At 44.8% G+C, this 26,075-nt stretch carries 16 protein-coding genes; 14 read left to right on the top strand and 2 right to left on the bottom strand.

Going from position 1 to position 26,075, the window contains the following annotated elements:
- Positions 1-67: 67 nt before the first annotated feature.
- Both erpA and clcA read right to left on the bottom strand, forming a co-directional pair.
- On the bottom strand, positions 68-409 hold the full coding sequence (gene erpA, locus OCU87_RS14460; RefSeq protein WP_048900320.1) for an iron-sulfur cluster insertion protein ErpA: 342 nt from the start codon (positions 407-409) through the stop codon (positions 68-70).
- A gap of 59 nt (positions 410-468) precedes the next feature.
- Complete coding sequence (clcA, locus tag OCU87_RS14465) at positions 469-1,803, bottom strand: H(+)/Cl(-) exchange transporter ClcA (RefSeq protein ID WP_390960838.1); 1,335 nt, start codon at positions 1,801-1,803, stop codon at positions 469-471.
- 340 nt (positions 1,804-2,143) lie between these two features.
- On the opposite strand from clcA, the gene hemL reads away from it, so the two are divergent.
- The 14 genes from hemL (at position 2,144) to OCU87_RS14535 (ending at position 25,059) form a co-directional block, all read left to right on the top strand.
- Complete coding sequence (gene hemL, locus OCU87_RS14470; RefSeq protein WP_062691358.1) at positions 2,144-3,442, top strand: glutamate-1-semialdehyde 2,1-aminomutase; 1,299 nt, start codon at positions 2,144-2,146, stop codon at positions 3,440-3,442.
- Between the two features lie 389 nt (positions 3,443-3,831).
- Positions 3,832-4,917: an AI-2E family transporter gene (locus tag OCU87_RS14475; RefSeq protein WP_083540989.1), complete on the top strand. Its 1,086-nt coding sequence runs from the start codon at positions 3,832-3,834 to the stop codon at positions 4,915-4,917.
- 106 nt (positions 4,918-5,023) lie between these two features.
- Entirely contained in the window at positions 5,024-6,043 is a 1,020-nt protein-coding gene (gene rsmC, locus OCU87_RS14480; protein ID WP_261857451.1) for a 16S rRNA (guanine(1207)-N(2))-methyltransferase RsmC, read from the top strand.
- Between the two features lie 339 nt (positions 6,044-6,382).
- Complete coding sequence (locus tag OCU87_RS14485; protein WP_062691234.1) at positions 6,383-9,769, top strand: response regulator; 3,387 nt, start codon at positions 6,383-6,385, stop codon at positions 9,767-9,769.
- Positions 9,770-10,686: 917 nt separating this feature from the next.
- A complete protein-coding gene (locus tag OCU87_RS14490) occupies positions 10,687-12,366 on the top strand; it encodes an ABC transporter substrate-binding protein (RefSeq protein WP_261857452.1) in 1,680 nt (559 codons plus the stop codon).
- 140 nt (positions 12,367-12,506) lie between these two features.
- Positions 12,507-13,493, top strand: coding sequence for an ABC transporter permease (locus tag OCU87_RS14495; protein WP_062691232.1), 987 nt, complete (start codon positions 12,507-12,509; stop codon positions 13,491-13,493).
- A 2-nt stretch (positions 13,494-13,495) separates the two neighbouring features.
- Positions 13,496-14,521 carry an ABC transporter permease gene (locus OCU87_RS14500; RefSeq protein ID WP_062691231.1) on the top strand — a complete coding sequence of 342 codons (1,026 nt, stop codon included), beginning with the start codon at positions 13,496-13,498 and terminating at the stop codon, positions 14,519-14,521.
- Positions 14,521-15,492, top strand: a complete 972-nt coding sequence (locus OCU87_RS14505) for an ABC transporter ATP-binding protein (protein WP_062691230.1) — start codon at positions 14,521-14,523, stop codon at positions 15,490-15,492. Before OCU87_RS14500 ends, OCU87_RS14505 begins: the two co-directional genes overlap by 1 nt.
- Positions 15,493-15,518: 26 nt before the next feature.
- Positions 15,519-16,514: an ABC transporter ATP-binding protein gene (locus OCU87_RS14510; protein WP_062691229.1), complete on the top strand. Its 996-nt coding sequence runs from the start codon at positions 15,519-15,521 to the stop codon at positions 16,512-16,514.
- A gap of 81 nt (positions 16,515-16,595) precedes the next feature.
- Complete coding sequence (locus OCU87_RS14515; protein WP_261857453.1) at positions 16,596-18,332, top strand: glycoside hydrolase family 9 protein; 1,737 nt, start codon at positions 16,596-16,598, stop codon at positions 18,330-18,332.
- Positions 18,325-19,224: an N-acetylglucosamine kinase gene (locus OCU87_RS14520; protein ID WP_261857454.1), complete on the top strand. Its 900-nt coding sequence runs from the start codon at positions 18,325-18,327 to the stop codon at positions 19,222-19,224. The genes OCU87_RS14515 and OCU87_RS14520 overlap by 8 nt, the downstream gene beginning before the upstream one ends.
- Complete coding sequence (locus OCU87_RS14525) at positions 19,224-21,149, top strand: beta-N-acetylhexosaminidase (RefSeq protein ID WP_261858392.1); 1,926 nt, start codon at positions 19,224-19,226, stop codon at positions 21,147-21,149. The genes OCU87_RS14520 and OCU87_RS14525 overlap by 1 nt, the downstream gene beginning before the upstream one ends.
- A gap of 32 nt (positions 21,150-21,181) precedes the next feature.
- The gene (locus OCU87_RS14530) at positions 21,182-23,587 is read left to right on the top strand and encodes a GH36-type glycosyl hydrolase domain-containing protein (RefSeq protein ID WP_094956464.1); all 2,406 of its coding nucleotides are present in this window, start codon (positions 21,182-21,184) and stop codon (positions 23,585-23,587) included.
- A 59-nt stretch (positions 23,588-23,646) separates the two neighbouring features.
- Complete coding sequence (locus OCU87_RS14535; RefSeq protein WP_261857455.1) at positions 23,647-25,059, top strand: phosphoglucomutase/phosphomannomutase family protein; 1,413 nt, start codon at positions 23,647-23,649, stop codon at positions 25,057-25,059.
- Positions 25,060-26,075: the final 1,016 nt, after the last annotated feature.

The raw sequence follows: 26,075 nt of genomic DNA on the forward strand, positions 1-26,075 counted from the left end.
TGACGGCTTTTTATTTCTCTAATTTCACTCAAAAAGACATGTTCGCTTTTAGAGTAATCAGGCTAGCTTAAACGCTAAACGATGCACCACAACCACAGGTTGTCGTTGCATTCGGGTTGTTTACGAAGAAACGAGAACCTTCAAGGCCCTCGGTGTAATCAACCGTACCACCGATCAAATATTGTAAGCTCATAGGGTCAACAACAAGTGTTACGCCCTGTTTTTCAATTGTCATATCGCCTTCGTTTACCTTCTCATCGAAAGTAAAACCATATTGAAAACCACTACAACCACCACCGGTGATGTACACACGTAGCTTCAGTTCTGGGTTTTCTTCTTCAGCGATTAACGTTTTCACTTTATTCGCGGCAACATCTGAAAAATTTAGCGGCAAATTGGTGTCGCTCATCAAGACCTCACAAACATATCGAGTTATTAAGCGGATTATCTAATACCTGACTATCTCGTTCAAGTATTGACCACCTCTGCGCGTAACTTTTCTTTTTTAATTGCTCGGTGCAGTAGTTGAGAATAAATCGGTTTACCCCCTAATACCTGCGCTAACATGGTTGCGCCAAGCGTCGTAATAATCAAGGGGACAATCAAATGGTAGTTGTTGGTCATTTCAATAACTAACAATATACCTGTGATTGGTGCTCGTACGGTTGCTGCAAACAATGCGCCCATCCCCGCAATCGCGAACATACCGGGTTCTAAACCAAATTCAGGGAACCACGCTTGCGCAATAGAACCAAAGAAAGTACCAAACAAAGTGCCTAGCGCCAGCATAGGAGCAAAAATACCGCCAGGTGCACCCGAGCCAAAACACAATAACGTTGTCGCAACACGTGCCAAAAATAAGATAAACAATAAGCTGACGCTGTATTTACCGTTAGTGGCATCTGGAATAATCGCAATACCACCGCCAGTGAGCTCTGGTAAATAAAGCAATAGCAAACCAAAACAACCACCGAGCAAAGTGCCAGTAATCAAATAACGGCGACGGTCATTGTTGTGAATTCGAGCAAACAGATCTTGAGAAAGAGTAACTAAACGGTTGAAGATCACCCCGAACACACCAAAAAACATACCCAGCAATAAGAATAGCCATAGCGACGTCAGCATCGGCGCTTCATATTGCGGCATGGATATCACGGCTTCTTGCCCTCGAATACTACGAAAGACAATATTGGCAACGATTGCAGAGATCATTACACACTTAATTGAAATAAGGCTGTATCGAAATTGTGGCCGCATTTCTTCGACTACAAACATGATCCCTGCCATTGGCGCATTAAATGCCGCCGCCAGACCACCTGCCGCACCCGCTGCTAATAAAGAGTGACGACCTTCTTCGTCTTTCAAACGAAAGATATCTGTGATCATTCGGCCGATGTTACCCCCCATCTGCACCGTTGGCCCTTCGCGACCCAGTACCATGCCTGAACCTAACGCCCCTAAGCCACCAATAAATTTCACTGGGATCACACGCCACCAGCGAACAGGACGAATGTCTTCCATTGCCCCTTCAATTTCAGGAATGCCAGAACCAGCCGCTTCAGGCGCAAAGCGCTGCACTAAAAAATAGCCAATAAATGCCAATCCAGCGCTCACCATAAATGCCGTCAGCCACAACGGTAAGCTACTGCTGATTTCAGCACGTAACCAGTCTGTTCGCTGTTCAGATACCCAATGCACTCCGATTTCAAACAGTGTCCCCATCAAGCCTGCGATGACACCGACAATGGCAGCAAGAAGTAACACTGATACAGGCGTTTTATCTTGCGATAAAAAACGCCGCATTAGGCGCGTAGGATGACGACGATGCGAGGTCGCCTGAGATTGAGCAGGTTCCGTCATGGTTTAACCGTATAAATTAGTAAGCAGCAGAAAGGATAGACATGATTTGTATAGTCTGTAGTGCAAACTACTGAAAGAATATGCAGCAGTTTGCTCCTACTAGCTTAGCCAATACTGGTTAAAGTTAACACTCACAATGTTGAAAACTAGCTTTCCATCACTGATAGCTTAGTTAGAAATTGAAAAGAACTGCGAAATGGTGACAAACATCCCTAGCGCTGGCGCTTTTCCTTTGGGTACAATGCCGCAGCCTGAATTAAATAAATTAAATAGGACACTACTAATGAGCAAATCAGCAGAGTTATTTGCTAAAGCACAAGAAGCCATCCCGGGTGGCGTAAACTCACCAGTTCGCGCATTTGCCGGCGTTGGTGGTCACCCTATCTTTATCGAACGAGCTGACGGTGCCTACATTTTCGATGCTGATGGTAAAGCGTACATCGACTACGTTGGCTCTTGGGGTCCTATGATTCTTGGTCACAACCATGTGGCTATCCGTGATGCCGTGATCGATGCAGCACAACGTGGCCTAAGCTTTGGTGCGCCAACTGAAATGGAAATCACCATGGCTGAAATGGTGTCGCGCCTAGTGCCATCAATGGAACAAGTGCGCATGGTAAGCTCAGGTACTGAAGCTACCATGAGTGCGATTCGCCTTGCACGTGGCTTCACTAACCGCGACAAAATCATCAAATTTGAAGGTTGTTACCACGGTCACGCAGACTGCCTACTAGTAAAAGCTGGCTCTGGTGCATTGACGCTAGGTCAACCTAGCTCACCGGGCGTACCTGCTGATTTCGCTAAGCACACACTAACTTGTACCTTCAACGACCTTGATTCAGTACGTGAAGTGTTTACTCAAAACCCAGAAGACATCGCTTGTATTATCGTTGAGCCTGTTGCGGGTAACATGAACTGCATTCCACCAGTACCCGGCTTCCTTGAAGGCCTACGTGAAATTTGTGACGAATTTGGTGCGCTACTTATTCTTGATGAAGTAATGACAGGGTTCCGCGTTTCTCACGGTGGCGCACAAGGTTACTACAACATCAAGCCAGATCTAACTACGCTGGGTAAAGTGATCGGTGGCGGTATGCCTGTCGGTGCTTTTGGTGGCCGCAGAGATGTGATGCAATATATCGCGCCAACAGGCCCGGTATACCAAGCTGGTACACTGTCAGGTAACCCAGTCGCAATGGCTGCAGGTCATGCTTGTCTAACGGTACTAACAGAAGAAGGTAACGAACGTCGCCTTTCTCTTGCCACTAAGCACCTAGCACAAGGTTTTAAAGCCTTAGCTGAAAAACACGGTATTCCACTAGCAACAAACCAAGTGGGCGCAATGTTTGGTTTCTTCTTCACCACACAAGAAAACGTAACTTGCTACGAAGACGTGACTAAGTGTGATGTTGAGCGCTTCAAACGTTTCTTCAACTTAATGCTTAAAAATGGTGTTTACCTTGCACCATCAGCATACGAAGCATGCTTTACATCACTGGCACACGGTGACAAAGAAATCGAAGCTACGCTGGCTGCTGCCGACCATGCATTTGCTACGATTGCCGCAGAAGCTAACGCTTAATTAACGCAGTCCAAAGCAGAAACAATAACGCCACGCTCTTAAGCGTGGCTTTTTTTATGCCAGCTATTGCCAAAATACGACTGCTAATACCACTAAGCCAATTAAAACCATTAGAGCAAAAGGTGGACGACGTTTAACTTTCTTGTCGCACTGATTGTCACAACATCCCATTTTTCATTCCTCTTATTTTACCCTGATTCAATCAATATTTTTGAGGCTGTTCTATTCTTTGCATTATAACTAAAACAGCATGTTAGTCTTTTCTTGTCATCACTATTGCATAGACAGAAATTGATGCGATGATAAGCGCTATCGACGGATCATTAACTGCTTATTTTCGCTGATAGGTAACTAGCCTGTCGGCATATTGACCTTGTAAGGACATGAAAGTGCCAAAACCATTTAAAGCCGAATCCAGACATTGGATGTTAATTGTGGCATTGATCATTGCCGCGTATGCCAGCTACCGCCTGATTGAACCTTATTTAGGCCCCATCGTGATGGGCTTCATTATCTCGTTGCTGTACTACCCAATTCACGAAAAAATTGAAGCGAAAATGCCAAAACGCCCCAACAGCGCCGCGATTTTGTCATGTACCTTATTAACCTTCATCATAGTGATCCCATTGCTGGTCGTATTTAGCTCGATCATTCAGCAAGGCACTACCTTTTCAAAAGGTAGCTATGTATGGTTAACAAGTGGCGGGGCAGAACAAATGCTTAACCACTCCTATGCGCAATCAGCCTTAGCCTTAATCGATAAATACTCACCATTTGATGGTATTGACGCCCAAGTGGTTATCCAAAAGATCGCCTCTGCAGCCTCTAAATTTGGCTCACAACTTATCAATATGAGCGCCAAGTTACTGGGTGATGCCACCAACTTTTTGGTGAGCTTCCTCTTGATGCTGTTTGTCTTATTTTTCTTATTACGCGATCACGAAAAAATGGTCTCAACGCTACGCTTGATCATTCCACTATCACGTAGCCAAGAAGACACCCTACTTAACGAAGTAGAACAAGTGGCTAAATCCGCAGTACTTGGGGCATTTCTTACCGCGATTGTGCAAGGTTTTGTCGGCGGCTTTGCAATGTGGATGGCTGGATTCCCCGCGCTATTCTGGGGATCGATGATGGCCTTTGCTTCCTTTATTCCTGTGGTTGGTACCGCGCTTATCTGGTTACCAGCTTCACTTTACTTGCTCTTGATTGATCAATGGGAATGGGCGCTGTTCTTATCAGCGTGGGGGATCATTGTCGTAGGTTCCATCGATAACGTGGTACGCCCATTACTGATGCAAGGTAACTCAAGCATGAATACCCTGCTGATCTTCTTCTCCATTTTGGGTGGGTTACACCTGTTTGGTCTTATCGGCATGATTTACGGCCCAATCATTTTTGCCGTTACTGCAGTGTTATTTAGTATGTATGAGGTTGAATTTAAAGACTTCCTCGAACAGCAAGACCGAAATTAACCACTACGGCCGCTGTATCCCCACTGATACAGCGGTGCTTATCTTCCTTTCATGTTGGTTTTGTGGAACAATTCGCGCCCTTCGTGATGTTTATTAAAGGCCCATTATGTCCTATACCGCAGCCAGTCAGGTCGTTGCACGTCAACTTGAGTTTTTTGAGAACCGTAAAGTACTTGTCGTCGGTGAACTCAGCGATGACTATCCGCTGGCATTGGTAGACGTTGCCCAGTCTGTGTCGGTATTTACCACCAACTATGCCTACCACAAACAAATCAGCCGCTCACTAAAAGTGGTTAGTCACTTTGGCGCTGAACTCACGGCAGATTTAGATATCGACATGATCCTACTGTACTGGCCTAAAGCCAAAGCAGAAGCGGATTATTTGCTATCGATGGTATTGGCAAAATTTGGTACCGGTACCGAAATCTGTATTGTGGGTGAAAACCGCAGTGGTGTACGTAGCGCAGAAAAAATGTTTACGCCATACGGGCCACTCACCAAATATGATTCGGCTCGCCGTTGTGGTTTTTATTGGGGCCGTTGCGATAACCCAGCACAACCTTTTGAGCTTTCAGCATGGTTCCGTAATTACCCATTAACGGTTGCAGGTACAGAGATCACTATTCGATCTTTACCTGGTGTATTTAGCCACGGTGAATTCGATAAAGGTTCAGAATTACTGCTGAATACTCTACCTAAACTTCGCGGCAAAGTGCTCGATTTTGGTTGTGGTGCTGGTGTGATCGGTGCAGTAATGAAAACCAATAACCCAAGCATTGAATTAGAACTGTGTGACATCAGTGCGCTGGCGCTTGAGTCAGCAAGAGAAACCTTCAAGCTCAATAACCTTGAAGCCAAATTTACCGCAACAGATGTATTTACCGAACTGCCAGGTTCATACAATTACTTGGTGAGTAATCCTCCGTTCCATTCAGGGCTAAAAACCTGTTACGAACCAACGGAAAACTTTATTGCCCAAGCGCCACAACACTTACACAACGATGGTGCACTTATTATTGTGGCAAACAGCTTCTTACAGTACCCACCACTGATTCAAAAAAGCTTCGGTGAGTGTCGTACGGCAGCGACAACCAATAAATTCAATATTTACGCTGCGAAAAAATAGTACTAAAGGCAGACTGAAATTGTTCAGTCTGCTTTCAATTACGTCATTTATCACGCACACCCTCCGTTAAGTCCGTCAATTTTGTGTTTTAACACACGCTTCATTACCCACTTGCTTGATCCCTCAAAAAAACTCAGTATAACAAGTGTAAAGCACGATTAGTTTGTCACTTTGTTATCGTTACAGGCTTTCTCTTACGCTGAATACGTCAAAAAAAACACCTTAGATACAGGGTGTTAAATTTACATTCTGTACGCGTGCTTTTAATCAGCCCTCGAACGACTAATCGTATTAACATCCATATAACTTGCAAAATGATGACCCTACACAGGCACCTTAATGAAAAACATCACGCAATTTAAGCGCCTCCAAAATACCTTAATGATCGCTTTTTTAGTGCTCAGCATTACCCCCTTAACGCTGTCTGCGCTGTTTTTCATGAACTCACATACCAAAGATTTGGTTGAACAAAGTACCTCGCACCTAGCATCACTGCTTGATAATAAAAAGAAACAGCTTAATAACTTCTTTACGGCAAAAGAATCTGAAGCACAAAGTTTTGCTCGCTCAGAACTCGCCAATGCCAGTGGCGGTCGATTTTATGGTTTAGTGGGTGCTTTCCATCAGCTAGGTGAACTCCCAAGCAAACTCGATGACAATAATCGCAGCACCTATTTCACCCATACGCTCACCGAAAAAGGCAAATCAATTAATGCGCATAGCACTAATTATATCGGCCACGAACGTTATCGATTAATGTACAAACGCTATCACTGGGCCTTTGAGGAATACTTAAAACGATCTGACTTTAGTGACATCATGCTGGTCGATATTAAGGGTAATGTGGTGTATTCCGTCAATCACCCTGAACGATTTGGCATTGGTTTAAACGATCCTCGCTTTTCTGGCAGCGAGCTCAGCAACACCTTTAAAGCTATTAAAGAACAAACAAGTGATATGCAAAGCCAGCCTGAACAGGTACCTATTGCATTCACTGACTTTTCAGCGAATAAAGATCAATCGTCACAAACGGCATGGTTTGCCGCGCCTGTTATTCAGCAAGGCTACTTACACAGTTATGTCTTTTTTGAACTCAGTAATAAGCGGATCAGCTCCCTAATTGCAGACACACCACCCACCAGTAACTACGTGCAAACATTGCTAGTCGGCAGCGATCATCAGCCAAGGATCCCAACCACCAGCGAAGGCAGTAACCCACTAAACAGTGAGAGTATTAACCAAGCTCTCGAAGGAAATATCGGGGTCGGTAGCTTTTTAAACTTTAGTCAAACACCAGTACTCAGTGCCTTTTCCCCGATCAATGTTCTTGGTAACACTTGGGCTTTAGTGGTTGAACTTCCGGAAGAGGAAGCTTTTGCTCGGATCCGTCAAATAGAAAAAATATTCCTCGTCGCCATGATCACCGCGATTGTGCTGGTCATCATTGCTTCGCATTTACTTTCCAATTCAATTACCGCCCCCCTATTGCGCCTTACCTGGGCTGCAGAACGGGTATCTGCAGGCGATTTAGATCAGAAAATTGAAGGTATTGAACGGAGTGATGAAATTGGCCGATTGGCCGTTAGTTTTGCCCGAATGCAACGCTCTGTCCGTGAAAAAATAAGCCTAATCCGCGATCAAAATACCGAATTAGAACAAAACCTTAAAGTGATACAGCAACAAAACAAAGAACTTCAAGTTACCGACAAGCTAAAAGATGAATTCCTTGCGACCACTTCGCATGAACTGCGTACCCCACTGCACGGCATGGTTGGCATTGCAGAGTCCCTTTTAGCCGGTGCGAATGGCCCAGTACAAGCATCGCAGCGTCGTCAACTGGAGATGCTGATCAATAGTGGCCAGCGATTAACAAACCTAGTGGATGATTTATTGGATTACCACAAGATGCGTTATGGCGATCTCGACATCAATAAACATGCGGTGGATCTATCCTCTGCAACACATCTAGTACTTGAATTATCACGCCACTTGGTTGGCAGTAAACCAATTCGCATCATTAACCAGATCCCTGCTGATTTGCCACCCGTTTTAGCTGATGAACAACGCTTAGAGCAAGTGCTTTATAACCTGATAGGCAATGCCATTAAGTACACCTCGGAAGGTAAAATTGTCTTGTCTGCAATGGTGCTAGAAAATCAGATCCGAGTCCAAGTGGTTGATACCGGACAAGGGATCCACCCAGAGCAACTGGAACACATTTTTGAACCCTTAATCCAAGCCAATACGGGATCATCACACTATAGACAAGGTGCAGGACTAGGCTTATCAATCAGCCGACAGTTGATCGAACTAATGGGCGGTCGCTTGTATGTCAGTAGCCAGCCTATGGTAGGGGCGACATTTAGCTTCACCTTGAATCTTGCGAGTGACCAAGATATTGCAGACAGTAAGCTCGGCAATACCAACCATTTCACAGCACCTACATTGGGGGTTTCAAGTTGTAAAGATGAAGCACTACCAAATAATCCTGATGGTGAGTTGCTACTGATAGTTGATGATGAGCCCGTGAATTTACAGGTGCTAAACAACTTTTTACGCCTTGAAGGTTACCAAGTGCTCACGGCGGAAAGTGGTCCCCAAGCGCTTAAGTTAATGGATCAACATCAGCCAGCATTGATTCTGCTCGATATCATGATGCCAGAAATGAGCGGCTATGAAGTATGCCAGCACTTACGCCAACAATATGACCTACGAGAGTTACCAATCATTATGCTCTCAGCACTAGGACAAGTGCAGGATCGCGTCAAAGGCTTTGAGTATGGCGCCAATGACTATTTAGCAAAGCCGTTTAATAAAGAAGAATTAATCGCTCGTATTGGAGCCCATATTCAAGCAGGGAAAGCCGAACAACAACGCCAGCATAACCTTGTTCTGCAACAAGAAATAGACCGCCGAGAACAAGTGGAAGAAGGGTTACTCGAAACCCAAACCCGTTTAATGGGTTTACTCGAATCGACCAGCGAAGCCATTGTTTGTGTGCAAAATGAAGGGCGGGTACGTTACGCTAATGCAGCTGCAGGAAAGCTCTTTAGACGAGCACCGGAGCAGCTCGAACGCCATAATATTGATGATATATTGATGACCCACTTACCGGATGATATTAGCCAAAGTCACCATTTTAATGGCCAGCTTACCTTCCGGATCGGTGATGAGCTCAAAGCGCTTGATACCGATGTGATCAATTTACCTGAAGAGTCAGGGCTTAAGCGTATGTTTATCTTCGATAATATAGGCCCTTCTGCCCAACATCGTATCAGTGAGTTAGAAAGCGCTATTGATGTACTCTCTGGGTTTGCTTTTGATGGTGATAGAAATAACCTTCAGCAACTGCGTGAATTAGGTGGTGAATTTACGCGCCTAGCGGATAAGCTTGGTAGTGATAACAAAGATAAAGGCAGTATCGTGCGTGAATTACTGGTGGAGGTAATGAAAACAACTCTCACCACATGGGAGCAAACAACCCAAAAGACTAAATTCGATTTAGCCGAAGAAAGCGGATTATGGCGGGTTTACCTCGATCGAAGTACTTTACAGACACGTACATTAGATAAGTATCTACACGTTGAAACACTGCCTAAAACCCCCCGTTGGCGCACAGTGCTCAGTACCATTAACTTTGTGATGGCACGCTGTGACGAGCATTCCAGCGCACATCAAGAACTGATGGTAAAACGCGATAAACTGCAGCACCTTATCACGCAATAAATCAGTGCTTCATATTAAGCTCACAGTAAAGAGTTACTCTTGACGTAATCCCTTTCTGTGGGCTTTTTTATGCCTATAGCGTAAGCCAGCCCACAACTCAGCCTATCCTCTTTAATCTCTATTCCATGTAACCCGCCCTATCATATTAGCTATTTCTCACGAAGCCTCAGTCTTTATCCGCCCACCTAACGGCCTTTATCATGAGTTGCCTATCGCGACGACTGTAAAAACAACCAGAGCACACAAGCAGAACGAAGATATAGCCGCGATACGTCATACGAAAACCACGAGCATCACGGAATACTCCCATCACAGCTAGAAACAAAAAATGCGATCTCCCTGCTCTAAAATTAGCTTGAAAGACTAATTTCACGCTTGAAAAAAGCTTTAAAACAAGAATAAAACCAGCCAATTTATTGCGCTTTTAGTGGTGAAAAATAGCGCAAAAAATAGAAGTTACCGCCTATCCAGAAAAATATTGTGGTTTATGAGAAGCGAATCACAACAAATCCCAACTATAAATTTTCCGCAAGGAATTAACTAAAAAACGGCTATTGAGTTACATCACAAAAGAAAAACAACCTAGCGAAACACCTTATTTTATAAGGGATAAAGGGTTTGTATTCACTAACAAAAGCGATGTAACAACGAGACTCAAGTGTGACGCAAAACACACTCTTTCACCGCGTCATTCTTAGCTTTAAAACGTAAAATAACGTTTTTAACGTCAGTGTTAAGTTTTTTAACGTTTTTAACGAGCGAGCAGATTGACGAGTTTCCGTTTCAAGCGTTTCCTTAAGGTACTGAGAGCCTACACGACCATTTGAAAGAACCACGGTTGGTCTCCTTCATAGTAGGTTCGATATGTCCGGAACTTATTTCCATTAAGTGAAACTAAGCACAAGTAAGGAACAGCTATGCTTGCCAATATTAAGAAAACCAAGTTAGCACTTGCGGTAGTTGCCGCTGCTACAACAGTATTCACAGCGCCAATTGCCGCTGCAGCTGAACGTAGTGAACTAACTATGGTACCTAAGTTCTACCCTACATTTGTTCGTAACTTTAACCCTTACCTTCAAACTCAGTTAGATACAGTTCAAGACTTTATCTACGAGCCACTTGTGGTATTTAATGAGTTAAAAGGTAATCAGCCAGTCATGCGTTTGGCGAAAGACTACTACATGTCTGACGACCTAATGAAAGTGACATTTGAAATTCGCGATGGTGTTAAGTGGTCTGATGGTAAAGCGTTTACTGCACAGGATGTAGCCTTTACATTCAACATGCTAAAAGAGCACCCAGAGCTTGACCGTACGGGTATCAACAAGCGCCTAAAAGGCGTGAAAGTGTCTGGCGATAAAGTAACGTTTGAACTAACGGAAGCAAACTCAAACGTACCTTACCTAATTTCTAAAGTTTCAGTTGTTGCGAAGCATATTTGGGACAAAATTGAAGATCCAACACGCTTTACCAACACCAACCCTGTAGGTACTGGTCCATTTACAGAAATCGAGACATTCACACCACAGCTTTACACCCAATGTCGTAACCCTAACTACTGGGATAATGGCAACCTTGACGTTGATTGTCTTCGCCTACCACAAGTTGCAGGTAATGATCAGTTCCTAGGTCAGGTTCTAAGTGGCCAATTTGACTGGACTTACTCTTTCATTCCAGATGTAGATAGCACATACGCAGCAGCTAGCCCGAACAATAAATACTGGTACCCAGCAGGTGGTAGCCAAGCATTTATGTTCAACTACAAATCGCCAAATGCAGGTAACTCAGAAGCAATTAACAACGTTGATTTCCGTCGTGCATTCTCTATGGCTATCGACCGTGAGACTATTATCGATATCGCATTCTACGGCGGCGGTGTTGTGAATGATTACGCATCAGGTCTTGGCCAAGCATTTGCTTCATGGTCTGATAATGCGGTTTACAACAAGTACAAGCCATACATGACGTACAACGTCAATAATGCGAAAGCACTACTGAAAAAAGCTGGCTTCAAAGATCGTAACGGCGATGGTTTCGTTGAAACACCATCAGGTAAGAGCCTTGAGCTTGTTATCCAATCACCAAACGGTTGGACTGACTTCAACAACACAGTACAGCTAAGTGTTGAAATGCTAGAAGAAGTCGGTATCAAAGCGAAAGCAAGCACACCAGACTTCTCTGTATACAACCAAACCATGCTAGATGCTAAGTTTGATGTGGCTTACACCAACTACTTCCACGGTGCGGATCCATACACTTACTGGGATAGTGCTTACCACTCACGCTTCCAAGCAAACGAAGGTATGCCTCGCTTCGCACTTCACTACTGGAAGAGCGCAGAGCTAGACAAACTGCTTGATGGCTTCTACAAAACAGCAGACCGTGATGAGCAAGTTCAGATCGCACATAAGATCCAGAAAATCATCGCAGAAAACCAAGTTACCGTTCCTGTAATGTCTGGTGCGTACACTTCTCAATACAACACCTCTCGCTTTACGGGTTGGTGGAACGAGAAAAATCCGAAAGGCCGTCCAATGCCAATCACCAATACGCAAGAACGTCTGCTACAAGTACTTGATCTAAAACCTAAAGCATAATTTAGGTAACTAACTTGCGGTGTGCACCTTGCACACCGCCTCTCCCCCACTCTTTTTAAAGTTATGGCGCTTTGCGTCAGGGGGATTTCTGTCCTGAATCTAGCACAGGGATTAACTGCTGGATGATTAAGGTGTGAGTTATGGGATTCTTTATACGTCGGTTATCGTTTTATTTGATAGCGCTTTTATTTGCAATAACACTGAATTTTATTTTGCCGCGAGCAATGCCAGGTGACCCAGTGACAATGATGTTTGCGAATGCATCAGTCCAAGTAACACCAGAACGCATTGCGGCAATGAAAGAACTACTGGGCTTTGTTGATGGCCCTATTTACCAACAATACTTTATTTACCTACAAGGTATTTTTGCTTGGGACTTGGGTATTTCTATCCAAACCTTCCCGCAAACAGTAAACGAAGTAATGGCAGGCGCTGTTGGTTGGTCACTATTCCTAGCTGGTACCGCGGTTATCTTGGCTTTCTGCCTTGGTTCGGTATTGGGTATTTACGCGGCATGGAAACGCGGCAGTAAATATGATGCCTTCATATCACCAGGCATGATGGTTGTTCAAGCCGTCCCGCCGGTTGTTGTCGCCATGCTGGTACTTTACACCTTTGCCATCGGCACTAAATGGTTCCCGTCTACCTACGCATACACAGCAGGTACAGTACCTGATTGGACAAGCTGGGCATTCATTAAAGATGTGGCTTACCACGCTGTACTTCCTTTGTTCTGCGCCACCATCATTCAAATTGGCGGCTTCTTGATCAACATGCGTAACAACATGATCAACTTACTGAACGAAGATTACATCACCATGGCTAAAGGTAAGGGCCTAAGTGAACGCCGAGTGGTATTCAACTACGCAGCACGTAACGCCATGCTACCAAGTGTCACCGCGCTATCCATGGCACTAGGGATGGCCATTGGTGGTCAGCTAATTATTGAGATGATTTTTAACTACCCGGGCTTAGGTACCGTACTACTGAACGCTATCAAAGCACGTGACTACCAAGTACTTCAAGGTCAGCTGCTTATTATGACGCTGTTCATGCTGTTCTTTAATTTCATGGCCGACATCCTCATCGTGGCACTTGACCCTCGTCTACGTAAAGGCGGTAAATAATTATGAAAGGTTTAATTAAACTACTCTCAAGTAATCCAAAAGCGCTTTTTGGTTTATCGATTATCCTAGTTTTTCTCTTTGGTTCGATTTTTGCTCCGCTCATTACCGAGCATGCACCAAACAAAAGAACAGGTAACCCACACGAATACCCAGCTTTCGTCGTAAAAGCGGCACAAAACAACCCTGATGGCTGGGTAGCGACCAACCTTGCTGACAGTAAGCGTACATTACGCATGTCAAAAGATGCTGACCATGTACTAGGCACCACCCGTATGGGCCGTGATATTTGGTCGCAAGTAGTTTATGGCGCACGCACCTCACTGGCTGTAGGTTTTGGTGCCGGCATCATGGTGTGTTTCCTTGCAACCATTATTGGTGTATCCGCAGGTTACTTTGGCGGGCGGGTCGATGACATACTTTCTGCCGCCATGAACATCATGCTGGTTATACCGCAAATGCCATTACTGTTCGTTATTGCCGCCTTCATTGGTGAAGCAGGGCCGACCACTATTGCACTGGTTATCGGGATAACCTCCTGGGCGTGGGGTGCGAGGGTTGTTAGAGCACAAACCCTGTCAATTCGAGAAAAAGAGTTCATCAAAGCAGCTGAAGTACTCGGTGAGTCACCAGCACGTATTATCTTTGTAGAAATCCTACCTAACCTGATTTCTATCGTCGGTGCTAGCTTCATTGGTTCCGTTATGCTCGCCATCATGACCGAAGCAACCTTGTCATTCCTTGGCTTAGGTAACCCAAGCACCATTAGCTGGGGCATCATGCTGTACAACGTACAAACCTCATCATCAATGCTAGTTGGCGCATGGTGGGAATTGTTAGTCCCTTGTCTGGCTCTGACGTTCATTGCCGTAGGCCTTGCTCTACTTAACTTCGCCGTTGATGAAATTGCCAACCCGCAACTTCGTTCACACAAAGGCATGCGTCGCTGGAAAAATCTCGCGAATAAAAAAGACAAAGCGCCAGCAATGACTGAAGCACCTCAACCCGCTCTTCAAGGAGGCGATAAATAATGACTAATCCACAAATCTCCATCCGCAACCTCTGCGTGGATTACATTACTGATGCTGGTGATGTCCGCGCCGTGAATAACGTAAGTTTCGATATCGGTAAAGGCGAAGTGTTTGGTTTGGCTGGTGAATCTGGCTGCGGTAAATCAACCGTTGCGATGGCCTTAATGCGCCTACATAAGCCGCCTGCATTCATCACTGGTGGAGAAGTGCTATTTGATGGGCAAGGTGACATTCTCAAGCTCAGTGAAGCCGATATGACGGCATTCCGCTGGAGCCAAATGTCGATGGTATTCCAAAGTGCAATGAATGCACTCAACCCTGTACTCACCATGGAAGATCAGTTCTGCGATGTGCTCATGCGCCACACTAACATGAGCCGCAAAGATGCTATTCGCCGTGCACAGGGGTTATTAGAAATCGTAGATATTCACCCTAATCGTTTACGTGATTACCCTCACCAGTTTTCTGGTGGTATGCGTCAGCGTTTGGTTATCGCTATCGCTCTCGCGTTAAACCCGAAAATGATCATCATGGATGAGCCAACCACGGCGCTTGATGTGGTGGTACAACGTGAAATTCTTCAAAAGATCTATGCGCTAAAAGAGGAGTTTGGCTTCTCTATCTTGTTCATTACCCATGACTTGTCGCTCATGGTCGAGTTCTCAGATCGCATTGGCATTATGTATTCCGGTGAGTTAGTCGAAGTTGCGCCATCAAAAGAGATCTTGGAAAAACCGTTCCACCCATACACGGAAGGGTTAGGAAGTTCATTTCCACCACTTACTGGGCCTAAAACGCGATTAACGGGTATTCCTGGTAATCCGTTGAACCTGTTAGAAGTTCCACAAGGCTGCCGCTTCCAAGCGCGTTGCACCAAAGTCCATGGCGCGTGTTCTAGTATCCCTACTCAACTTCGTCAACTAGAACCTAATCGCTTTTCAAACTGCCACCTTTTCAATAAAAGCAGTTAATAAAAAGAATTAAGTAAGGAAACATGATGAGCAAGCCAACAGGATCACCAATTATTGAAGGGAAAAATCTAGTTAAAGATTTTCCCGTCAGCAGTAACTCCTTAAAGAAATCAATGATGCGAGCCATCAATGATGTCTCATTCAAAATGTACAAAAGCCGTGGTCTATCAGTGGTAGGCGAATCAGGTTCGGGCAAATCAACAACGGCGAAAATGATTGCCAAAATGTACGCCCCAACGTCTGGCCACATTGAATACTTTGGTCGAGATATTGCCGACATTAACAGCCAAAAAGACTTAATGCAGTACCGCCAAGGTGTGCAGATGGTATGGCAGGACCCCTTTGGTTCATTAAACCCAACCCATACCATTTTTCACCATATCGCTCGCCCTTTACTGATCCATAATAAAGTCAGTAAAAACAACAAAAAAGAGCTAGAAGAGCACGTCTACAGCTTGCTGGAACAAGTGGGGCTGATCCCACCCAAAGAGACTGCTGAAAAGTACCCACACCAACTATCGGGTGGCCAACGTCAGCGTGTCAATCTTGCACGTAACATCGCGGTTGGTGCAGAGGTAGTACTGGCTGATGAGCCAACATCCATGCTCGACGTTTCTATCCGTGCCGGTGTGCTTAACCTAATGGAAGAGATGAAATTCGAACGTGAAATGGCGTTACTTTACATCACGCATGATATCGCTACGGCGCGCTACATTGCCGAAGATCTTGCCGTCATGTACGTCGGCCATATGGTTGAGTGGGGGGATACGGAAGAGATCATCCACGATCCACAACACCCATACACTCAATTATTAGTCTCTGCCGTACCCGATCCAAGTAAATCCATTCATGAAAAACTGAAAGGCAATAAAGGTGAGATTCCATTGTGGACGCCTGAAAGCTTGGGTTGCCCATTTGCTGGCCGTTGTACGCATGTCACCGAACAATGCCGCGACAAACTGCCAGGTATCACCCAGTTGTCTGATAATCACTTTGTTCGTTGTTACTTATACGAAAACTAATCGCCGAAAGCGAAACACTAAAACAGTAGAAACACTTTAGTTATCTGACCGCTTTCTGTGAAAGCGGTCAAGGGAGGAAACATGCAGCTGTTAATCAATCATCTAGGCTATGAGCGCATTGGCGTTAAACACGCACTTATTCAGACCCATACTGAATGTACGATTAGCCATGCTCAATTAGTCTGCTGTACTGATGGCGAGTCCATTACACAGCTGCAAATTGACCATTGTGGCCAGGTTGATCAATGGCATACAGGTGATCTTTACCGCATTGATTTCAGCCATATAGAGGCGGAAGGTGAATATTACTTAACGGTGGGTGATATGCGCACTGCTAATTTCCAAATTGCCGAAGGTCTTTTAATGAAGCGTACATTCAGTGACGTTATTCATTACTTCAAATCTCAACGTTGCAGTGGTCAATTTGATCTTGCCGATCACGCAGCTCCCTTGTTGAACAGCGATCAAACCGTCGATGTTCATGGTGGTTGGTACGATGCCTCAGGTGATGTCAGTAAATACCTCAGTCATCTTTCTTATGGTAACTACCTTAACCCTCAGCAAACACCGATGATCGTGTGGAATATGGCGCACGCATACACCCAACTTGAAGATGAGCAAGATACCGCTGATTTTACCCGCGTTCGTTTATTAGAAGAGCTTGTTCATGGGGCTGACTTTTTATTGCGGATGCAATCTCCGCAAGGTTTTTTCTACATGACAGTCTTCGATAAATGGAGTAAATCAACACGCCAACGCGACATCTGCGCTTACACCTCACAAAGTGGTGACAAAACCGCAGATTACCAAGCAGGCTTTCGTCAAGGTGGCGGCGTCGCTATTGCAGCACTTGCTGCGACAGCCCACCTATCACAGCAACATTCAATTAAACGGGTATCGCCAGATTACGCCATTTCAAGTCTCGATTATTTAGCGGCAGCGTGTAAAGGCTACTGGCACTTAAAAGAAAATAACACCCAATATCTTGATGATGGTGAAGAAAATATCATTGATGAATACTGCGCCTTGTTAGCCAGTGTCGAATTATATAAAGCAACGGAACAAGCCGTATTTCTCGATGAAGCACGTGACTGGGCAGCACGCCTGAGTATTCGTCAACATTCTGATAAGCAACAAACACATTACTGGTCAGCAACGAAAGACGGCTCACGCCCTTTCTACCATGCTGCTGAAGCGGGATTACCCGCTATCGCTTTAATGCGCTACCTCAGTATTGAAAGTAAAACTGAACACTACCAACCGATTGCCACCACGCTACAACAAGCATTGCAATTTGAAATGGCGATCACTCAAGAAGTGAACAACCCCTTTGGCTACCCTCGCCAATATACCAAGGCGGTAGATGGAGAAAAACAAAGTGCTTTTTTCATTCCACATAACAATGAAACAGGCTACTGGTGGCAAGGAGAAAATGCCCGTATTGCCTCGCTAGCGGCGATGGCTTTCATGGCACAAACCTATATTGAAGATCCTCACTTAGCTCGTCAGTTGAAAGATTATGGTCATCAATCCCTTAACTGGATTGTAGGACTAAACCCTTTTGATATGTCGATGATTGATGGCCATGGAAATAACAACCCAGATTACCTACCACACCTAGGTTTTTGTAACGCCAAAGGTGGTGTGTGTAATGGCATCACGTCTGGATTTACCAACGAGCGTGATATCGCCTTTAATCCTGAAGCACAAAAAGATGACATGCTCCAAAATTGGCGCTGGGGTGAGCAATGGATCCCCCATGGGGCGTGGTATTTACTGGCGATCACATTGCAATATAAGGAACGCTATCATGCATAAGTCCATTCGTTTTCTTGTCGGTATTGATGGTGGCGGTACGTCATGTCGCGCCCGTATTTGCGACCTTGATGGCACATTACTTGGTGAAGCCAAAACTGGCAGCGCGAATATTTTGCTGGGCGCAGATGTCGCACTGAGCGCCATTAATCAAGCCATCGCGCTTGCTGCTGAACAAGCAAATTTAACCGCTGATAATTATGCTGAAATGTCAGTGGGCTTAGCACTCGCTGGCGCTGAACAGAAAAGCGCATGGTATGCCTTTATGCAGCAATCCACCCCTTATGGCGCCGTAACACTCAATACAGATGCCTACGGTGCATGTTTAGGGGCGTGGGGCGGCAATGATGGTGCAATCCTAATTGGTGGTACCGGGTCATGTGGTATTTTCATCAACAACGGCCAACAACACATTGTCGGTGGCCGTGAGTTCCCAATTTCGGACCAAGGCGGCGGTGCTGTCATGGGATTACGCCTTATTCAACAAGTATTGTTAAGTGTTGATGGCATCATCGAACCAACACCACTGACCCAGCATGTTCTTCAACACTTTAACCATGATGTCGATGCTATCGTCGAATGGTCGAAAACCGCACGTCCATGCGACTATGGTCAGTTTTCACCACAAATATTTGCCCTTGCTAATGAAGGTGACACCCTCGCGATAGAACTCTTACAGCAAACAGCACGAGATACAGAAATGTGGATGCGAGCATTGATCAAGCAAGGCGCTCACCACATCTGCTTGATGGGAAGCATTGCTGAACGTATTCACCCTTGGCTTACACCACCGATGCAACAACATATAGCGCAACCTCAAGGTGATGCTATGGATGGCGCGATTGCAATGGCACATGCAGATCATAATCTTTACTCATTGGATGAGGAGGCATGATGAGCTTTCGCCTTGATATGACGGTGATAGAAAAAAATACGGCCGCGATCCGTTTTGCTATCACGCTACATAATCTCACCGATAAAGCACTGGAACACTGGGTGCTACATTTTGCCAATAGTCGTAAGCTCAATGCTGCATCATTCACCGGTGGGCAATTGGAGCAACAGGGTAGCTACTGCGTATTTACCCCGAATAACGCGCCCGTCTTAGCACCAAACTCCAGTTTCTATACTGAGTTTGAAATTAATACCACAGCTTTTTCATTTCATGATGACGGTATTAACGACGCTTTCCTTAGCTCGACTATCGAACAGACGCAGTTAGTCCCCATTCCAGTTGAAGTCACAACCGTGGATTTGGGAGCGTCACCCGTTGAACGCTACACTACGCCACTACAACCAGCAAAAGACATCAACATCATCCCAGTGCCTGCGCTGTTAACCCCGCTTTCTGGGCAATTTACCCTGTCAGCGGCGACAATCATTGCACAAGCCGATCCACTCGCAGAAAGTGCTATCCGTTGGCTGCAATCCGAACTGGAGCTGCATTTCTCACTCCAATTAACCTTACAACGCAATGGTCATGTTCATTATCAGTTAAGCGAAAAAATCGAGCGAGATGGCTACCATATCTTAATTGAAGAAGATCATATTTGGGTACAAGCCAGCACTGCTGCAGGGTTTACTCACGCAACGGCAAGCTTACTGCAGTTGATCCCTTTAGATGCAGACTCCCAAAATAGTTATACGATTCCGATGGTCGAAATCACCGACCAACCTCACCATAACTATCGTGGCATGATGTTAGATTGTGCTCGCCATTTTCATCCGATGGTGCGTCTGAAATCTTTTATTAACCAATTAGCGCGCTACAAATTCAATGTTTTCCATTGGCATTTAACCGATGATGAAGGCTGGCGAATCGAGATCGATGCTTACCCAGAGTTAACATCTATAGGTGCATGGCGTGGTCCCAATGAAGTACTTGAACCTCAATACACTCATTTAACTCAACGTTACGGCGGCTATTACAGCAAAGTTGAGATCCGAGAACTGATCCAATATGCGAGCGATCGCGGGATCACCATTATCCCGGAAATTGATATCCCAGGGCATTGCCGTGCAGCGATAAAATCATTACCCCACTTGCTATTGGATCCTCAAGATCAATCGCAATATAGCGGCGCTCAGAATTACACCGATAATATTTTATCTGCTGCTTTACCCGGTACTTACCAATTTATTGCTACGGTCTTAGGGGAAGTAGCCGAACTCTTCCCTGCTCCTTATGTTCATATTGGCGGCGATGAAGTCCCTGCGGGAGCATGGGAAAAAAGTGATGCATGCCAAACCTTTATGGCTGAGCATAACTACCAACAAACCATGGAATTACAAAGCCATATTTTACGATTTGCCGATGAAATATTACGTACGAAAGGCAAACGTATGATGGGCTGGGAAGAGGTAACCAAAGGCGGAGAGATTGATAACAATACCGTTATTTATTCTTGGTTAAGTGAAGACGCGGGGCTCGCATCCGCTAAAAAAGATTTCGACGTCATCATGCAACCGGCACAATTTACCTACTTAGATCTTGTTCAAGGCTACTCGCCTGATGAGATGGGCGTTGATTGGGCTGGTAAGTTACCGCTCGACAAAGTCTATAGCTACCACCCACTCGCAAACCTCGCGACGAATGATCCTATCCATCACAAAATCATGGGGATCCAAGGAGCGTTATGGTGCGAGCGCATAGATACCCAGCAACGTTTTGACCACATGATCTACCCACGATTATTGGCCTTAGCTGAGGTTTGCTGGAGCCAACCTAATTTACGACACTGGGACGACTTTACTGCTCGTCTTAATGGTCAACTTCAATATTTAAATAAGGCCGGTATTCAATACCGCCACTGTGAATAACACAGCATCGAACAGTAAAAGGATAGTTACAAATGAAATACGGCTATTTTGATAACGACAATCGTGAATATGTTATTACTCGACCAGATGTTCCAGCGCCTTGGACTAACTATCTAGGAACTGAAAAGTTCTGCACGGTAATCTCTCACAATGCAGGCGGTTACTCGTTCTACAATTCTCCAGAATATAATCGTGTGACTAAATTCCGTCCCAATGGCACGTTCGACCGTCCTGGGCACTATGTATATCTTCGTGATGATGAGACGGGCGACTACTGGTCAATCTCATGGCAACCCGTTGCAAAAAGTTTAGAAGAAGCATCATACGAAGTTCGCCACGGTTTATCATATTCAACATTCAAATGTGACTACAACGGCATCAAAGCACAAAAGACCTTATTTGTGCCTAAAGGCGAAGACGCCGAGATTTGGGACGTTGTCCTGAAAAATGACAGCGATAAACCTCGTACTATCAGTGCATTCTCATTTGTAGAGTTTTCATTTAGCCACATTGAGTCAGATAACCAAAACCACCAAATGAGCCTTTACTCTGCGGGTACGGCTTATCAACAAGGTGTGATTGAATATGACCTGTATTACAACACCAATGATTTTGAAGGCTTCTACTACTTAGCATCAACATTCGACCCAGATAGCTACGATGGTCAACGCGATAGCTTCCTTGGCTTGTACCGTGACGAGTCAAACCCTATTGCGGTAGAGCAAGGCCAATGCAGTAACAGTGCGCAAACTTGTTACAACCACTGTGGCTCTCTCCACAAACAATTCGTGATTCAACCTGGGGAAGAAGTTCGTTTCGTTTACATTCTAGGTTTAGGTAAAGGCAACGGTGCAAGACTGCGCGAGAAATACCAAGATCTCGCCAATGTCGATACTGCTTTTGCTGAAATAAAAGCACATTGGGATGAGCGCTGCGCTAAATTCCAAGTGAAATCACCTAACGAAGGTTTAGACACCATGTTAAATACATGGACACTTTACCAAGCAGAAACCTGTGTAGTTTGGTCTCGCTTTGCTTCATTCATCGAAGTGGGTGGACGTACGGGCCTAGGCTATCGCGATACAGCACAAGATGCGATGGCGGTACCACACTCAAACCCACAGATGACGAAAAAGCGCCTAGTGGATCTGCTGCGTGGTCAAGTGAAAGCGGGCTATGGTTTGCACCTGTTTGATCCTGATTGGTTCGATCCTGAAAAAGCAGATGTAGAGCCATCAAAGTCACCAACCGTAGTTCCAACACCAAGTGATGAAGATAAAATCCATGGTATTGATGATACCTGTTCCGATGATCACTTATGGCTAGTACCAACCATTTGTAAGTACGTGATGGAGACAGGCGAAACCGAGTTCTTCGACCAAGTGATTCCTTATGCTGACGGCGGCGAAGCGACGGTTTACGAACACATGAAAGCCGCTCTTGATTTCACCGCGGAACATGTTGGTCGTACCGGTATCGCAAAAGGCCTTCGTGCTGACTGGAATGACTGTCTAAACTTAGGCGGTGGTGAATCCTCCATGGTCGCATTCCTCCATTACTGGGCAATCACAGAGTTTGTTGAACTCGCTAAATTCTTAGGTAAAGATGACGATATAGCGCGCTACCAAGATATGGCTGGCGGTGTTAAGCACGCATGTGAAAGTCACTTATGGGATGAAGATGGTGGCTGGTACATTCGTGGTATCACCAAAAATGGCGATAAAGTCGGTACTAACGAACAGACCGAAGGCAAGGTTCACCTTGAATCTAATACCTGGGCAGTGGTTTCAGGTGCCGTTACACAAGAACGTGGCGAAAAAGCCATGAATGCTGTCGATGAATATCTATACTCCGACTACGGTTTACATCTCAATGCCCCATCCTTTGCTACCCCAAATGACGATATTGGTTTTGTTACTCGCGTATACCAAGGTGTTAAAGAGAATGGCGCTATCTTCTCCCACCCTAACCCATGGGCATGGGTAGCTGAAGCTAAGCTAGGGCGCGGCGATCAAGCAATGAAATTCTACGATGCGCTGAATCCATATAACCAAAATGACATGATTGAAACTCGCATCACAGAGCCCTATTCGTACGTGCAGTTCATCATGGGCCGAGACCATCAAGATCATGGTCGAGCCAACCACCCATGGTTAACAGGTACTTCAGGCTGGGCTTACATTGCAGCAACGAATTATATTCTCGGTGTTCGCTTAAGTTTTGATGGCTTAATTGTTGACCCATGTATTCCAACAGCATGGCCAGGCTTTGAAGTCACTCGTCAGTGGCGTGGAGCAACATTCAATATCACGGTCGAAAACCCAACGAATGTAAGTAAAGGCGTTGCCTCTATGACACTCAATGGTGAAGCCATTACAGGTGCAATCCCAGCACAAGCAGAAGGTTCGGTTAATACCGTAACAGTAGTACTAGGCTAATAATTTTTAGGGGAGATTTTCTCCCCTTATTTTAAGATTGAGAGAAATAGGAGTTCCACATGATCAAGTTTGGAACAGGCGGCTGGCGCGCCCTTATCGGTGAAGAATTTACTCGAGATAATGTCAGATTAGTGGCTCAGGCCCTCGCTAATATTATGATGACGGAACAAGTACAAGAAAATGGATTTGTGATTGGCTACGATCGTCGCTTTTTATCAGATAAAGCTGCTGCATGGTTTGCTGAGGTACTGGCGGGAAATGGCATAAAAGTTAGCTTCATCAATAAATATGTACCAACCCCAATTGTGATGTTTCAGTGCAAAGAAATGGGGGCGACATACTCGGCATGTATCACGGCTTCACACAACCCAGCAGACTATAACGGAATAAAAGTGTTCATTGAAGGTGGCCGAGATGCTGATGAAATCATCACCGAAAAAATTGAACAGCAAGTCGCTAAAATCACGCTACAAACCGTTAAATCAGTTGAATTTGAATCGGCTCAGCGCGACGGATTAATTGATGTAATCAACCCCATGAACGACTTTGTTGATTCCATCATTAACTTTATTGATATTGAATCAATTAAAAAAGCCAACCTTAGGGTGTTAATCGATCCTATGTTTGGTGTTGCTAAAAATGCCCTTCAAACCGTATTAATTTCAGGTCGTTGCGATGTTGATGTGATCAACGATGGACAAAACCCCTCTTTTGGCGGGCTTATGCCATCACCAAATGCCGCAACCTTATACCGCCTCAAGCACATTGTGGCTCACGAAGGCTATGACATTGGTATCGGCACCGACGGTGATGCCGATAGGTTAGGTATTATTGATGAGAAAGGAAACTTCATCCACCCTAACGAAGTACTGCTATTACTTTACTACTACTTACTAGAGTACAAAGGCTGGAAAGGTTCAGTTGTACGTAATATCGCAACCACACATCTTCTTGATAAAGTTGCTCATGCACATAATGAGAAATGCTTTGAAGTGCCAGTCGGCTTTAAACACATCAGCTCACAGATGGAAGCCGATGATTCATTACTGGGTGGAGAAAGCTCTGGCGGCCTAACGATTCGAGGCCACATTAAAGGAAAAGATGGGGTGTTTGCTTCTAGCTTACTGGTTGAAATGATCAGTGTTACAGGGAAAAAACTCTCTGAGATGCTCGATGAAATCTACGCTAAATATGGTTATGCCTATACAGCTGAAGGAGATTGTACTTTCAAAGCCTCAGAAAGAGAGAACCTTTACAATAAGATTTACATTGAGAAGCAACTCCCTGAATTTGAAGATGAAATAGAGAAAGTCAGCTACGCTGATGGCGCTAAAGTTTACTTTAAAAATGGAGGTTGGGCACTTGCTCGTTTTTCGGGTACAGAGCCGTTGCTTCGTATTTTTGTCGAAATGGAAAACAAAGAAAGAGCAGAAGCTACAGTAGAAAAAATGCGTAAATTTTTACTAGTGTAGTTCCCCCAAATAGTACGATATAGGCCAGTTATATCGTGCTATTACAACCTAGCTATAGGTTAATGTTGAGTCCTTCGGTAACACGCATCTCGCTGTTACTTTATCGCATCCTACTGGATTCAGGCTTTCGCGAACAGGGTGGCAATTATGCCGCCCTTTTCTTTCATCAAAAAATTCGGCATCTGTTTTTATTTATAAAAAATAAAAGGCTCAGTAATTGTGAGCTAATTACCGAGCCTTTAACTATAAATATTCTTTTATTTATACTTGCTGCTTTTTCTTTTTATACAATCCATATGCAATAACAGCAGGACCAACAACCAGCATTCCCATTCCGACACACGCCAGAGCGGTCATCACTAACATTTCAAACTCAGACATATTTACCTCGTTGACTTTACTTTCGTTGATTTATGTTCTTTTTTTAAGCGTATTTAACGCTTTTATTTAAACAATACGATAACAAAATAAACATCAAAAACAAATAGTTAACAATTAACAGGCAGGTCAATATTATTAACAGGTGAAGTATTTTTATGTCGATATTCGCATTTCTATTAATGATCATTTGGGTAAATATTAATAACCTTAACGTGTTCCACTTTATATGGCAGACATAAAAAAGCCCAAGTCGTACTTTTCTATTTGATAACAAAAGGGGGCTTAGCATAAGAAGCGGAGCGGACGGAGCTCCCCACACCGAAAATCAGCGCGCCCCCGGCGTGATAGGCCGCCGCCTTCAAGGTAAATAGGCTAACCAACTGAACTACCGCTTCCGCTCCATGATTAGCCAAAAGACAAATGCAAAAAAGCCCAAGTCGTGAGACTTGGGCTTAGTATAAGTGGCGGAGCGGACGGGACTTCCCACACCGAAAATCAGCGCGCCCCCCGGCGTGACAGGCCGCCGCCTTCAGGGTAAATAGGCTAACCAACTGAACTACCGCTTCCGCTCCATGATTAGCCAAAAGACAAATGCAAAAAAGCCCAAGTCGTGAGACTTGGGCTTAATATAAGTG

It is taken from the genome of Photobacterium sanguinicancri (assembly GCF_024346675.1).
GTDB lineage: Bacteria > Pseudomonadota > Gammaproteobacteria > Enterobacterales > Vibrionaceae > Photobacterium > Photobacterium sanguinicancri.